At 37.1% G+C, this 13,882-nt stretch carries 10 protein-coding genes; 1 reads left to right on the top strand and 9 read right to left on the bottom strand.

The window, feature by feature from the left end; all coding sequences use genetic code 11:
* Window positions 1–9: 9 nt before the first annotated feature.
* From ACEN2N_RS03085 to ACEN2N_RS03065, 5 genes are all read right to left on the bottom strand, one after another.
* Window positions 10–1,008 carry a glycosyltransferase family protein gene (locus ACEN2N_RS03085; protein WP_441822934.1) on the bottom strand — a complete coding sequence of 333 codons (999 nt, stop codon included), beginning with the start codon at window positions 1,006–1,008 and terminating at the stop codon, window positions 10–12.
* A complete protein-coding gene (locus ACEN2N_RS03080) occupies window positions 1,005–1,868 on the bottom strand; it encodes a UDP-2,3-diacylglucosamine diphosphatase (RefSeq protein ID WP_441822933.1) in 864 nt (287 codons plus the stop codon). The genes ACEN2N_RS03085 and ACEN2N_RS03080 overlap by 4 nt, the downstream gene beginning before the upstream one ends.
* A 239-nt stretch (window positions 1,869–2,107) precedes the next feature.
* Window positions 2,108–4,405, bottom strand: coding sequence for an FdhF/YdeP family oxidoreductase (locus ACEN2N_RS03075; RefSeq protein ID WP_441822932.1), 2,298 nt, complete (start codon window positions 4,403–4,405; stop codon window positions 2,108–2,110).
* Between the two features lie 83 nt (window positions 4,406–4,488).
* Window positions 4,489–4,854, bottom strand: a complete 366-nt coding sequence (locus ACEN2N_RS03070; RefSeq protein WP_441822931.1) for a DUF7009 family protein — start codon at window positions 4,852–4,854, stop codon at window positions 4,489–4,491.
* Between the two features lie 266 nt (window positions 4,855–5,120).
* Entirely contained in the window at window positions 5,121–5,999 is an 879-nt protein-coding gene (locus ACEN2N_RS03065) for a nucleotidyltransferase family protein (RefSeq protein ID WP_441822930.1), read from the bottom strand.
* 143 nt (window positions 6,000–6,142) lie between these two features.
* Here ACEN2N_RS03065 and ACEN2N_RS03060 point away from each other — a divergent pair, with 143 nt between their 5' ends.
* Complete coding sequence (locus tag ACEN2N_RS03060; RefSeq protein ID WP_441822929.1) at window positions 6,143–7,495, top strand: Gfo/Idh/MocA family protein; 1,353 nt, start codon at window positions 6,143–6,145, stop codon at window positions 7,493–7,495.
* A gap of 3 nt (window positions 7,496–7,498) precedes the next feature.
* Here ACEN2N_RS03060 and ACEN2N_RS03055 read toward each other — a convergent pair whose 3' ends face one another.
* The 4 genes from ACEN2N_RS03055 to ACEN2N_RS03040 all read right to left on the bottom strand — a co-directional run bounded on the left by ACEN2N_RS03055 (window position 7,499) and on the right by ACEN2N_RS03040 (window position 13,496).
* A complete protein-coding gene (locus ACEN2N_RS03055; protein ID WP_441822928.1) occupies window positions 7,499–8,686 on the bottom strand; it encodes an AEC family transporter in 1,188 nt (395 codons plus the stop codon).
* A gap of 118 nt (window positions 8,687–8,804) precedes the next feature.
* Complete coding sequence (locus ACEN2N_RS03050) at window positions 8,805–9,995, bottom strand: pyridoxal phosphate-dependent aminotransferase (RefSeq protein WP_441822927.1); 1,191 nt, start codon at window positions 9,993–9,995, stop codon at window positions 8,805–8,807.
* Window positions 9,996–10,023: 28 nt separating this feature from the next.
* On the bottom strand, window positions 10,024–10,524 hold the full coding sequence (locus tag ACEN2N_RS03045; protein ID WP_441822926.1) for a hypothetical protein: 501 nt from the start codon (window positions 10,522–10,524) through the stop codon (window positions 10,024–10,026).
* Between the two features lie 29 nt (window positions 10,525–10,553).
* Window positions 10,554–13,496, bottom strand: coding sequence for a TonB-dependent receptor (locus ACEN2N_RS03040; RefSeq protein WP_441822925.1), 2,943 nt, complete (start codon window positions 13,494–13,496; stop codon window positions 10,554–10,556).
* Between the last annotated feature and the right edge of the window lie 386 nt (window positions 13,497–13,882).

Genomic DNA, 13,882 nt, shown 5'->3' with positions numbered 1-13,882 from the left:
TGGGCTTTTTTAGCGAATTACTAGGGATTCTTCTAGAAGTTTTGAAACGATTTTATCTGTAATATCTGGATAATCTACCGATATGATAGTATCGCTATCGAGCCAATGTTTCAGTTTAGCTAAGTGCTTTTTTTTGAACGATTTAATTACAGGAACTCCCATTTCTTCTAATGCTGCAGCATTGCATTGCTGCTCGTATTGCCCTTTCATGGGTATGACCAGTAATTTCTTTTGCATGAAAAGACTTTCTGCAGGGGTTTCAAAACCGGCTCCACATAATACACCTTTACTAGAAGCCATGCTTTTTACAAAGGCTTCGTTTGTAATGGGTTTTATATGAATGTTATTGCTGAAATATTCATAAGTGCTGTGTTTTGAAAAAACCTCCCATTTTACTCTTTTCATCTTGCTTAAAAAGCGCAATAATTTTTCGTCGCTATATGAGGGTAAATACACCGTATAATGTTCACCATTTGAAACTGTAGCAGAACGAACATCGTTTCTTATTATGGGTGTGTAGATATTTGCTTCGTAAGGTTTAAAATGAAGTCCGAATTGATGGCTTGTAGGGGCGTAGTTATTCAAAATCCATTTGCCCATTCTGTCTTTCTTCTTAGGCTTCGGAGCCAAATTAGATAGAACTGCAGCTTGGTGACTAAAACTATAGCAAGGTTTGTTTTTTAACTTACATGCCCATGCCGTTACGGGTTCAAAATCATTTATGATGAGGTCATATTCTTCTACGGGTATGCTTTTAATTTCTTTCTGCAATCGAAGGGAGTTTGCCCTGTAATAGGTCTTCCAAACATCTACGCCTCCTTTTTTTCCAAAGATGAAACTAAGCCCTTTTAATCGATATTTAACAGGGTAGGGCAGCTTAATATCTGCTTGTATGCCGCTCACTAAAATGTCTAAAGAAATGTTGTGTTTCAAAAGAGCAGGTATAACGTCTCGAGCTCTGCTTAAATGACCGTTGCCGGTACCTTGTATTGCGTATAATACTTTCATTTGGTCTGTTGGGTCATTCCACTCATTCTAAACTCTTCTAACAGGCTTTCAAAAAGCTCTGCCTTTTCTAAGACAAAGGTTTCCTCTTTACTATCTTCTTGGTGGTCAATTACGAGTTGATCTTCTAGGTAAGAATATAGTTCCCACTTGCCTTTGTGGTATTCAAGCGCGGTTAAATTTTCGATCCAGTCACCCGAATTTAAATAGGTAACTTCACCTTTATCCGTCTTTATTTTACGAATTTCTGGTTGGTGAATATGTCCGCATATCACATAGTCATATCCATTTTCAATAGCGATAGCTGCGGCAATTTCTTCAAAGTCATTAATAAATTTAACGGCAGATTTTACACCGTTCTTTATTTTTTTAGACATAGAAATCGGACCTCTACCTATTTTCTTGCTAACGAAGTTTATGCCTCTGTTTAGTAGAATTAAGGAGTCGTACCCTTTCGCGCCAAGTTTGGCAACCCATTTACTATGTTGCATGGTTACATCAAAGACATCACCATGAAAAATCCATGCTTTTTTATCTTCAAGCGGAATCACCATTTTATTAACAATGCTTAATGATCCCATACTATAGCCAGAAAATTTACGGAACAGTTCATCATGATTACCTGTTACATAATATACTGGTATGCCTTTCGCAATCCACTCTAATAAAAGCTTAATTACTTTCATGTGAGATTTTGGAAAATAACGCTTACTAAATTGCCAAATGTCTACAATGTCACCATTAAGAATTACTTTTTTTGGCTTTATAGTTTTCATATATTTTAAAAGCTCTTTAGCGTGACAGCCGTATGTTCCTAAATGAACATCAGAAATGACTACTATGTCAACTGGTCTTTTTTTCATAAAATGATTGGAGGTTTCTTACCTGTGAATTTTGAAATACGTAATGGGGATAGATTGACCTCCAACTTGGCATTATATGCAAGAAGAGTGTTTGAGAAGATGGTCAATTTAATAGATTTCATGCACTGAAACATATGACCGTAAAGATTCGAATAATAAGAGTATAGATGAGTTATTGCTAACTTATTTTTGAGTTACCAGATTGTTAAATAATTGAATTTCAATGTGATATTGGTTAACTATTTCTTTACCAATCTCACTTTAACAGACTTGCTAATAGGTGTTTTGCTTCGGTCAGCAAAATGATTGTAAGGGACCAATACATTAGTCTCAGGAAAATAAGATGCCAAATTACCTGAGGGTATATTGTATGGTACTACTTTAAAGTTGTGAGCAGTTCTAATCTGCTCATCATAAGTACTGGTAATATCGACCACATCTAATTTTTTGAGTCCGACAGCTTTCATGTCATTAATATTCATGAAAATTACCCGTCTTGCATTGTATACTCCTCTATATCGATCATCTAAGCCATAAATGGTCGTATTGAATTGATCGTGCGAGCGTATGGTCATTAACATGTACTCATCTTTAGCCAATTTGTGCTCAGGTAATTTATTGACCGAAAATTGTGCTTTTCCATTTGGTAGCATACTAAAATCTAAATCACGTACATTATTTGGTAAGTAGTAGCCTGCACCTACAGAGCGTTCTTCTGTATTGCTGAATCCTTTGGCAACTTGATCTATCAGTGTTCTAATTAATTCATAATCATTACCAAGAGCCTTCCAGTTCATAGAATGTCCTTCCCCGAAATATGAATGTCCCATATTCGCAATAATCTCTGGCTCGCTCATTATGGTGTCTGCGGCAGGTTTTAGAATTCCTTTAGAACGTTTTACGCGCCCCATACTATTTTCTACCGTAAAATGACGTGGTTTGCCATTTTTCATGTCTTTCTCTGATCTACCTATGGTGGGGAGAATTAGGGCTGTTTTACCGGTAATTAAGTGTGTTCGGTTCAATTTGGTACTTACCTGTACCGTAAGGTCGCAATTTTGAATACCCTTGGCAGTATATTCAGTATCAGAAGCCGCCATTAAAAAATTGCCGCCTAAACACATAAATACTTTTGCTTTGCTTTCATACATAGCTTTCAGCGTGCCTACCACATCTACACCTTCATGATCTGGCGGGGTAAAACCTAAATGTTCTTTAATTCGTGCGTTCAGCTCTTTATCAACAAAATGTTGAATACCAACACTACGGTCACCTTGTACATTACTATGACCACGTACTGGGCAAGTGCCCGCATGTGGTTTGCCTATGGCACCTTTTAGTAATAGAATATTTATATATTCTCTTATATTTTCTACTCCATTTTTATGCTGCGTAAGCCCCATTGCCCAACACACAATAATTTTAGATTTGCTAGCTAATAAGGCTACAGTTTCATTAATTTTTTCTTCGGATACGCCTGTTTGCGCTAAAAGTTCTTCGGATGTATAATTCTTAAGATCTGAAATTAAAGATTCATAACCATCTGTATATTTTTCAATAAAGGCATGGTCAAATACATCCTTTGATTGTTCTTCTAATGCAACTAATTTCTTAAGAATCAATTTCACCAAAGGGATGTCTTGATTGATGTTGACCGGCAAATGAATATCTGCCATGTCTTCGCCACCACCGATCCATCCGCCTAGATGTTGCGGATTTTTAAAATTCACCAAACCAGATTCCTCAAGCGGATTTATGCTAATCACCTTACCTCCATTTTTCTTGCACTTTTCTAGGGCAGACAACATTCTTGGGTGATTGGTGCCCGGGTTTTGACCGGCAATTAAAATGACCTCAGCTTCGTAAAGATCTTCTAAAGTTGTGGAACCTTTGCCTATACCTAAAGTTTCACCCAAAGCAATGCCACTACTTTCATGGCACATGTTAGAGCAGTCGGGTAAATTATTGGTACCTAATGCACGGGCAAACATACCATATATGAAAGCGGCTTCGTTACTTGATCTTCCTGAGGTGTAAAAAATAGCCTCATCTGGATTGTTTAGTTTTTTTAATTCTGATGCGATTAAATCAAAAGCAGCTTGCCAAGAGATAGGTTCGTAGTGTACACTATCAGGTTTTAAAATTAATGGTTCTACTAAACGCCCAAATTTGTTTAGTTCGTAATCAGTTAATTGAGACAATTCTTCAACCGAGTTCTTTTGAAAGAAACTTGCGCCAATTTTTTCAGTAGTAGCTTCATCGCCTAAGGCTTTAGCCCCATTTTCGCAATATTCGGCTACTGGTGATGGATGTTCTGGATCTGGCCATGCACAACTTGGGCAATCGAAACCGTCTTTCTGATTCATGCTCAATAATGTGCGCATGGATCGTAAAACGCCCATTTCTTTAAAAGTATGTTTTAAAGCTTCACGAACCCCTAGATAGCCTGCGGCATGCGTTATCGGATCTTTTATTTCAATATCAAAAAATTCTTCTGACCCTCTAAATGAAACGTTACGTTCGGTTTTTGCATCCATTCAATAAACTTAGTAAATGTATGAGTAACCACAGCAGTCAAATTCATTAAAACTACCTTAAAAAGTATGAAATATACTAGATATTAACTCAATTTGGGGTTTGGGTAATTATCAGACTGGTCTTCAATAGTATTATCAAGACAGGTGAAATCTTTTTCTAATAGCAAATAAAGTTCGTTGCCAGAAGTGGTTTTTATAGTATGGTCATAGGTGATGATATCATTTTCAAACCAGACCTTACCAGTAGTTTCTGGCATTTCTAAAGTAACCCGATTGTTCTCAAAGCTAATTCGTAATTGATTGGCATCACTCTTTAGAATAACTCCGTAATTGAATACTTGACCTCCAAAATTAGTACTGTCGTAAATCTCGCCGTTTGTAGAGAGCGATTTCACTTCTGTTTGGGTTAGTCGAAACCTAACAGAATCACCTTTTATTCTAATTTTCATAGCTATAAATTGAGTTCACAACAAAAATAGACCATCTTACAACAAAAAATAAGCAGTTGACATCAATTTGTTTCTAAAAGTTAACCTTACTTGTACATTTATGATGTAATAAAAAACGAATTAAAATTTTTTCATTTTCATATAGTGTTCTCGTAAAAGAGTCCGGTCTGTTAAGATCGGACTCTTTTTAGTTTAGGTCATTTTTGAGCATAAAAAAAACCATTAGATGTACATCTAATGGGTCTTATTTTATAATAATGAATTTCTTATTTCCAAATAGGAGCAGGGTATTTACCTGATTCTGATTTTTCTTTTAAGCTATTCATTGCTTTTTCTTTATCACTAGCATACGTAACCCCAAACCAGTCTCCACCAGAAGGTATACATTTTACTTCAATCTCTTTTGCTTGAAGCATTTCTTGTATCATTAGAGGAATGTACAATTCGCTGTTAGCGATACGGTCATCGTCTTTTAAGAAAATTCTAAATTCAGATTCTATTTTATCAAAGATAGAAGGTCTACATACCCAAAAATTCATACTAGCTTGTTCATCACCAGTAAACTCTAGGTTAGTATCTTCATCAAGAATATTGTTTTCTTTTTGAACCAATTTTAAACGCTCTTGAACAGAAACTAAATTATCTCCGTTTACTTCACAAACACCTCTAGAAACAGAACCGTGTTCAGATAAAGTATCTTTTAAAGTGTATCCTAAAAGTGCATATGCTTCATCATTAGATTTCATGAAGTCAGCAGCTTTTTTGTAAGCTGATTGTCCATAAAAATCATCGGCATTGATAACAACAAATGGTCCGTCGATAACTTTTCTTGCTGTCCAAACAGCATGTGCAGTACCCCATGGTTTCTTGCGCTCACCAGTAAACGTAACTCCGTCAGGTAAATCTGTAAGTTCTTGGGCAAGAACATTTAATTTTATAGTACTTGGTATTCTTTTAGAAAGATGCTCTTCTAAAAAAGAAACGTTCTCTTTTTTGGTAATAACTACAATTTGCTCAAAATTATTCTCGATGGCGTCATAAATGGCAAATTCCATTAAAAACTCACCATTGGGACCTAAATCATCAAATTGTTTAAGCTTGCCATATCTACTACCGCTACCGGCAGCCATTAAAAGTAATGTCATAATTTTCTGTATTTACGTGGCAAAAATAACGAATGTGATTAAAATTCGTACAAATTATCGGGTGTAACCTCATTATAATTGATGATAAGTTAATATGGGTCGGTAACTTTTTATAAATTCAGAGTTCATAAAATTAACATCGCATGGCATCAAGAAGAAATTTTATCAAGAATACATCATTAGCAGGTATGGGTCTATTTGCTGTAACTGGTTTTGCACATAATAGTTTTAGTGCTGCCGATAAACTTAATGTCGGTTTAATAGGTGTAGGTTTGAGGGGTACAAACCATTTACAGAATTTACTACTAAGAAAAGATGTGAATGTTACCGCTATTTGTGACGTTGATGCCGAAAGAATAACTATTGCTAAAAAGCACATTGCTGATGCTAAGGGTAAAGCCCCAAAAGTCTTCGGATCAAATGATTATGATTATAAAAACCTATTGGCATTGCCAGATGTTAATGCCGTAATTATTGCAACACCTTGGTTGTGGCATACGCGTATGACTGTTGATGCTATGGAAGCCGGTAAATATGCTGGTGTAGAAGTCTCCGCTTCTAATACTTTAGAAGAATGCTGGGATTTGGTAAATACACATGAGCGGACAGGTACACATATGATGATTTTAGAAAACGTGAATTATCGTAGAGATGTACTTGCAGTGCTTAATATGGTAAAGCAAAATGTATTTGGTGAAATGGTGCATTATAGATGTGGTTATCAGCATGATTTGCGACATGTAAAATTCAACGATGGTAATACGGCTTATGGAAAAGGGGTGGAGTTTGGTGAGAAAGGAATATCGGAGTCTAAATGGCGTACCGAGCATTCGGTAAAACGTAATGCAGATGTATACCCAACCCATGGATTAGGACCTATTGCAGTGATGGCAGATGTTAACCGTGGCAATCGTTTTATGTCAATGACCTCTCATGCATCAAAAGGTATTGGATTGCATAATTATATTGTTAAAGAAGGTGGTGAACAGCACCCTAATGCAAAAGTGAAGTTTAAGCAGGGCGATGTAATTACCTCTACTATTGATACTGCCAACGGAGAAACGATTATCATTACCCATGATTGTAATTTGCCAAGACCTTATTCCTTAGGATTTCGTGCGCAGGGCGCCAACGGACTCTGGGAGGTAGACGGTAGTCGAATTTATGTGGAAGGAAAATCTGAGCCACATCAATGGGATGAAGCTCAGCCTTGGTTAGATGAATATGACCACCCGCTTTGGAAAAAATATGGCGAATATGCCTTAAATGCCGGTCATGGCGGTATGGACTTCTTTGTATTGAACTCTTTCGTAGAATCTGCAAAACAGAATATTGCACCGCCATTAGATGCTTATGACGCTGCGGCATGGAGTGCAGTAACTCCACTTTCTGAACTTTCTATTGCCAATAATGGCGAGCCTCAAGATTTCCCCGATTTTACACGAGGCCTTTGGATGAAAAGAACACCTTATCACTGGATGAAAGAAACCTATTAAAGTTTAGCTTGCTTTGGCTTCGTTTAAGGTTTTCTCTTCTTTGTAGTTGCCTTTAGCAATGGTCATTTCAGATTTTCTTTTCAATAATTTACTTGCAATCTTACGTTCTCTGTCTACTCTAAAACTGGTGGTTTTGAAAATATCTGGAGCAAAGGAGATGGCCAGAATAATAGCGCCTAAGCCAAGTAAAACAAACGGATTAATAAAGTAATCGCTAAAAGAGAAAATACCTATAATTAGTAGCGTTGAAAATGGTAGAGAACATGCCAAGATGTTTAAACCAAAGTTGACATCAAAAGTAGGGTAGGGTTGTTTGTCTTTATCTTCCATTGACTGAATGGCACTCATGTGTGCAAATGGCCAAAAGCTACAGGCACTTTGAGGAAACACCACCAATAGTAAAATCATTGCCGGAGTTAAAGCGGGTATTGCGTATGCAAAAAGTCCGCTTAATAAAAATGCAAGTCCCATTCTACGAAACAACATAGAAATTATCAACTTAAACTCTCCTTTGTTTATTCTAACGGCCATACCAATAAATAGCAGTACTAACGGCGTCATTAAATCTTTAATGCTTAAAGCGGTGTTTTGAAAAAATGTTGGTAAAGATGAAAGGTCGAAACCAAAGCCTAACATTAACAAACCAACTACGATAACGATATTTATAGGCTCGTTTATTAAAGAAATAAAAAGCCCTTTTAATTTGGCTGAAGAAGATTCCTGTTTTTCTATAACAGCATTTTTTCGATACCAATGCATGGCTAGCATATAAAGAAGTATCAGAACAAATATTTTATTTCCAATATCTGCAAGTGCAGCTAGTGCTAAGGTATCATCACCTAAGTAAGCTACAATAAATGGAAAGCATGAAAGACCAGGTGCAGTAGATGGTAAAAGCATCATCAGGGTCCGTTTTTTACTTTTCTCCTCTTTATGTAAAGATGCGGCCAAAAAATATTTGGTTGCCAATAACATCAAAAGATTAAAAGTTAAGGCTGCTAATGGAAAAACTAATAAGGTTCCGTTAAGTTCTATTTTTAAGAGAGCTACGAATATTGTCGCTGGTAACGCCACACTTAAAATAAGGACTTTGACACCTTTTAAATCTTGCTTCGCTACCTTCTTTTGTAGCAGTAAACCAAGACCGATAATAAGTATTAATTCGAGGGTTTTTTGTAGTGCAAAATTCATTTTTCGAGTGTTTTGGTTTGAGCAGATAGATGAATTATGAATAGTCCGAAGGAGTTGAATTCAGGATTTTTGTGTCAAGGCAATTATCCAATCTTCCAACTCCTGGACTAATTCAAACTTAAACTAGCACTTTTTCAAGGGCAGCTGTAAACAACTTCATCTCATCCATAGTACCCATGCTTACTCGGCACCAGTTTTTACCATAGATTTCAAAAGCTCTTACGCCAACACCTTCGGCGGTCATTTTTTCTAAGAAAGGTTTACCGTCCATTTCAATCGGGAAAATGATGAAACTGGTAGAAGATGGAACATAATCATACCCCATTCTTTTCAGGTTTTTATATACGTACTCCCTACACTCCTTATTTAAAACAATAGTCTTTTCAGAAAAAGCAGTGTCGTCCATACTCGCCATTGCTGCGTGAACCGATGGAAGTGTTATGCCCATACCACCTCGTGTTACACTTTGTATGATTTCTAAAGTTTCAGGTTGGGCGACCACATAACCTACACGTAGTCCGGCCATACCTTGTATTTTTGAAAACGTACGTGCGATCATTACGTTTTTACCTTCGTTGATTAACGAAACCATACTTTTCTTTAAACCTTCTCCTAAAAATCCTAAATAGGCTTCATCAATAAAAACAGGCACTTTTTCAGAAACTCGTGAACAGAAATCTAAAAGTTCATTATGTTCGGTTATGCTTCCGGTTGGGTTGTTAGGATTACAGATATAAATTAATTTGGTGTCAGAATCAATAGCTGCTTCCATCCCTGCCAAATCGTGAGACCAATCGTCTTTTAGTTTGATAGGTTTCCAAGTTGCCCCAGTTGCCTCTGCGACTTTGATCAGAGACATGTAGGCTGGATCTGCTGAAATAATGTTACCGCCTTCCTTAAAAAAGACCATAGCCGTTTTTTCCAATAGATCAGATGAACCCGGCCCCATCATAATTGATTCAGCCTTTACGCCTTCATATGCAGCTATTTTATCCATTAATTCGTAAAGCTCTTTCCAAGCGTAACGATTTCCTCCAACAGCATACTTTTGCATGGCAGCTATTGCCATAGGCGATGGCCCTATCGGATTTTCGTTGGCATTCAGTTTAGCCAAAAGTTCTACCGGTGCCTGAGGGGCATGTGGTAAATATTCTTTAAAAAACGGAGTATAAGGGATGTTTCCTTTTGCATCTAACGATATTGGTTGCGATGGGAATGCCCCGTAGGTCAAATACGGTGCTGCCATTACACCTGCTGCGGTAAGAACGCCTCTTTTAAGCCAATCTCTTCTGTATACATTTGTTTTCATACTGTGCTATATTTAAGTTAAAAAATCTCTAATTTGCTTCAACAGGATCTGCATTGATTCCTAAATCTCCAGTAGCAACTATGGTATCATCAGTAGGGCTAAGGCTAATGCTTACATGGGCATCTAGCGTCATAATTGAATCATAGAAATCGGTATCTGTTATGACAAAGAATTTATTGGTCATAAACTCACCCGTACTTCCACTTACATCGTCTAATGTTATAATAGTAGTGCTGCCCATATCGGCTGCGCCATCTACTATTACTGCAGGGTGCATTTCACCATCAATTGTATTGTACAATGATAATTGGACCAAGGTTTGATTTAAGGTCGTCTCATAAAAGACTATTCTTCCGTATACATTAGACCCATCGGGATCGGTAGACATAACGCTATATGCTATGTAGCTATTTAAGGTTCCGCCACCTTCGGCTGCTGTAAGTACAGGGTCAAGACGTTCTTGTTCACAAGAGACCAACAAGCCAAAAACCAATGTTAATAATAGTATGTTCTTTATATAATTTCTCATAATTTTATTTTTAACGATGAACTTGTTGTTTATAGGCTAAATGTTAGTCTGCCAAAATAATATGAACCTGCTGAACCTTGCTGATAATCAGAATACAGGTTGAACGTACGCAACTCATATCTTATAATTTCTGGATACTCATTAAAGATGTTGTTACCACCTACTGTTAGACTAATCGCATCAGAAAATTTATAGGTAAGACCAATATCGGTTGTAAATTCTGGTGTAAAATATTGATCGGCATAATCTGTCGTACCATCTAAAAGTCCTCTTGTTCTGCTGTCTCTGGTTTGTACCGATCCATAACGTGTACCTCTTAGCATGGCAGAAAATTTACCTACAGAATAGTTTAGGGTACCAATAATTTTTGAGCTAGGTGTGCCGGTTTCAAATTGTCCAATTAGTGAACGGCTCACATAAAGATCGACTAACTCTTCATCTGTTAGTGTGGTATTTATATCGGGTACATTGGCACCTTCGAATTTATTTTCTCTGAATGTACCAGCAAGTACTACTCCTAATTTACCGGCACCAAGGTTGGTGTTATAGTTAACAACTGCCTCAATACCCTGGGTACTAACGTCGCCACCATTAATTCTAAAACTAGCTAAACCACTACCAATAATAGGTTCTAGTACCGGTGCACTAGTGGAATCAAATTCACCCGTTTCAAAAATTCTGTCTAAGATGTCAATTTTATAAGCATCTAGAGTAATGTCTAATTTTCCAATTTTTGTAGTAAATCCTAGACTTACGTTTCTAGATCTTTCTTCAGTTAATTGACCAATGCCTAGTGCTTTTGCAGCAGAACTACTATTAGGATAAAGCGTACCGTCAAAAGGAGTTAGACCTAAGAAGAATGTGTAACTATGAGAATAGTTTAATTCTTGTAGCGAAGGTGCTCTAAAACCGCTACTGAACGATCCTCTTAAAGCAAAGTTCTCACCAATTTTATAACGACCTGCAATTTTTCCGGTCATTACGTTTCCAAAATCTGAATAGTTCTCTACACGTACAGCACCAGAAAGTAATAAATCTTCATTAACATCTAATTCCATATCTAGATAAGCAGCCATTACAGATCGCCAGCTGTCACTTTCATTTTCAGGAGCAAACCCTCTAAAACATTGACAGTTTAATGCATAATTTTTCACCAACTGTTGGCTTACCCCCGCATATTCTAAAACCTGTGGCGCGCCATTGCCATCTACATATGGGTTTCCGCCAAGGTCTTCTAAAGGAAATCCGTCAGGACCAACTAAGGCTTGGTTATCTTCAGTAGCAGTTACTACACCATACGTGCCAGATGTCCAGCTTTCTTCTTGTCCTGCTTCAATAGCATAGTTTTCAAATCTAAGTTCTCCACCAAATGCAACATTTAATCCAGATAAGATATCTTCATAAAAATGTGATGCATCTAAGTTGATCGTATTTTGTAAAAAGCTATGTGTGCCCAAGTTCATATCTGTAGGCGAACCCGGACCGATACTTGCGTTCCAAGTATTGAACATGCCAAATTTTGCAGAGTTGTTTCCGAAAGTATTGCTTAAATCAAATTCATAATCACCTAACATTCCGGTAACCCCAGTGGCTAGAGAAATGTTATATTGGTCATTATATATCTGTGGTCTAAATCCGTTAGGGTATAAATCAAAACTTGCCCTGTCAGATTGTGCCGCTCTTCTATAAAAACAACTATAGGCATCTGAGTACTGGTAACCAACATCACCGAATGCATAGAAACTAGCTGTATCTGATAACGGAGATTCTAAATTAAATGCAAAGCTCATGTTTGTTTTAGCAGGAAGACCAGAATAGGTAGCTACATCTATTTGTTCAATATCTCTAGCATCCATTAATCCTCTTACGGTCTGTAAAGAAGCTATTGATACAGCATCGCCGGCAGCTTGTGCCGCAATTAATTCTGGATTCGTTATTATTGGCAAACCTTGTGTGGTGGTTCTACCATTAGATAGGTATAGGTCGTCATAAAGTGGAGCTCTGTCGATGCCTAATACTGTTGGTCTAACGGTACGTTCAGATTGTGCTACCATTATTGAAGCATTGAAATAGCCTCCGTTCTCAAAACCTACACCGTAATTACCATCAAATTGAAAATTCTCACCATCCCAACCATCTAAAGATCGTGTTAGTTCGCGCTCACCATCTGTTAGGTCAGATTCGTCATAATTCGGTTTGTTCGTGTAAGCACCAGCGGTTAAACTACCAGTAAACTCACCAGTACCTTTTTTCATTACCATGTTTATAACCCCTGCAATGGCATCTGAACCATATTGTGCAGAAGCTCCATCTCGTAATATTTCAATACGTTCTACCCCAACTGATGGTATAAAACGCATGTCAACACCCGGGCCTGGTGTTCCTGTTTGGTTACCTGCTAAAATTGCAGACGAGTGTCTACGTTTTCCATTAACTAGTACTAACATTTGACTTGCAGCCAAACCTCTTAAACTTGGTTGGCTAACAAATGAGGATAAATCACCACCACCACTGGTAAATGCGGTAAATGATGGTGCTGCTGCAGCTAACATTTGTGAAATGTCTTGCTGTGGCATGTTGATAGCATCTTGCGCTATATTAATTACGTCTACAGGTACAGGAGTGTCAAGTTTTGTGCGACCTTGTCTTCTTGATCCCACTACCACTGTCTCTGTCAATTGTTGAGCAGATTCCACGAGTGTAGCGTTTATTGTTGTTTTACTGTTTACCGGTATTTCTAGTTTGCCATACCCTATAAAGGAGTACACTAAAGTGGCATCACTATCGGCGGTAATTGAATACAGACCGTCAAAATCTGTAATGACACCTTTTGTAGTTCCTTTCACCATAACGTTAACACCTGGCAAAGGGCCTTGTGCATCTGATACTTTACCGTTAATTGTAATTTCCTGTGCTTGAGCTACGAATAGTGTACATAGTAGCAAGAAGGATAATGTTAGAATTTTCTTCATAATCATGTGAGTTTAGTTGTTGCTCAATGGTGTATCTACCTAATAAGCAATCCTGGGATTAGCAGGAAAACTACTGGGGGAAATACCTTATGCGTAAAAGAAAAGTTCCGGATACTTTACGAGTCAAAAAATCATGTTATTAGAAGACTAATTGACTTAGACAATATTATAACTTGTTATAGAAAAACAAAAATAGACATAGCCGGTAGGAGTCTGTTTATGAAGTTGTTATACGGTATAAAATTGAATTATAATCAGTTTTAAAAGAAAAAGCTGTCGATAATTCTATTTTATTAAACTGCATGATATTAAATGTGCCTAAGTGATATTATTGCTTAGAAAGATGCTTTTTATGCTATTTTTAATTTGATTAGCAGAAAATAAAC

The sequence above is a fragment of the Maribacter spongiicola genome, from assembly GCF_052119685.1.
GTDB lineage: Bacteria > Bacteroidota > Bacteroidia > Flavobacteriales > Flavobacteriaceae > Maribacter > Maribacter spongiicola_A.
The sequence above is the reverse complement of the archived record's forward strand: the minus strand, read 5'-3'. Positions and strand labels throughout refer to the sequence as shown.